General features: G+C 68.3%; 1 protein-coding gene. It reads left to right on the forward strand.

Annotated features, from left to right (window positions below; translation table 11 throughout):
- Window positions 1–1361 (forward strand): SDR family oxidoreductase (locus tag JK364_RS57940; protein ID WP_201858860.1); only part of this gene is annotated, 1361 nt, incomplete at both ends.

A 1361-nucleotide genomic window follows, 5' to 3' on the forward strand; every position in this document is an offset into this window, starting at 1 on the left:
CTGGCGGTGTGGTGAGGAGGTGTTCGCTGAGGTTCGTCTTCCGCGGGAGCGGGTTGGTGAGGTGGATCGGTTTGGGGTGCATCCGGCGTTGTTGGATGCGGCTGTGCATGCGGTGGCGTTGATTGCTTCGGAGGAGGGTCAGGGAGCGGCGCGTATTCCGTTTGCGTGGTCGGGGGTGCGGTTGCATGCCTCGGGTGCGTCGGTGGTGCGGGTGCGGTTGACTCGGGTGGGGTCGGATGCGGTGGCGTTGGAGGTGGCGGACGCGGCGGGTCAGCCGGTGATCTCCATCGAGTCGCTGGCGCTGCGGCCGATCTCGGCTGAGCAGTTGCAGGCGGCCCAGGTCAGTCGTTATGACTCGCTGTTCCAGTTGGACTGGGAGCCGGTGGTTCCGTCGGCTTCGGTTGTTGCTGGGGGTTCGTGGGCGCTGGTGGGTTCGGATGTCGGGTTGGGTGGGGCGGTGGTTCGTGCGGGCGGGGTGTGTGCCCGCTATGGGGATGTCCCGGCGTTGATCAGCGCGCTCGATGGGGGCGAGGTGGTGCCGGAGACGGTGGTGCTGTCCTGCCCGACGAGCGGTGGTGAGAGCGGCCTGGTTTCTGGGGTGCGGGAGTCGCTGGCCACTGTGCTGTCTGCGGTGCAGCGGTGGTTGGGTGAGGAGCGCCTGTTCGGGTCTCGTCTGGTGGTGGTCACCTGTGGTGCGGTTGCCACGGAGGCGGGGGAGGATGTGGCGGGTCTGGTGCAGGCTCCCGTGTGGGGGCTGTTGCGGTCGGTGCAGACCGAGAATCCCGGCCCATTCCTCCTCCTGGACCACGACCCTGACTATGAGACCAGCTCCGCCGCAGCGGACGCGGTGGTGCAAGTACTCGCCGCTGGTGAGGAGCCGCAGCTGGCGGTCCGGCGTGGGACCGTCCTGGTTCCGCGCTTGTCCCGCATGGCTAAGTCCGCAGCGGACCTCGAGGCGTCTGTGCGCCTGGTCTCCGGCGGGACGGTGTTGGTGACGGGTGCGTCGGGTGTGTTGGCGGGTGTGGTGGCTCGGCATCTGGTGGTTGAGCATGGGGTGGAGCATCTGCTTCTTGCCAGTCGTAGGGGTCCGGCCGCGCCAGGGGCGGCCGAGTTGGTGGCTGAGCTGGAGGCGGCTGGGGCGTCGGTCACGGTGGCGGCCTGTGATGTGGCTGACCGTGAAGCCGTGCGTGAGCTGTTGGCTGGTGTTCCGGCGGAGGTGCCGCTCAGGGGTGTCGTGCATACCGCGGGGGTGGTCGATGACGGCGTCGTGGAAGGGCTGACCGAGGAACGTGTTCAGCGGGTGCTGGCTCCGAAGGTGGATGCGGCCTGGCATCTGCATGAGCTGACCCGGGACATGGGCC

It is taken from the genome of Streptomyces endocoffeicus (assembly GCF_016741935.1).
Classification (GTDB): domain Bacteria; phylum Actinomycetota; class Actinomycetes; order Streptomycetales; family Streptomycetaceae; genus Streptomyces; species Streptomyces endocoffeicus.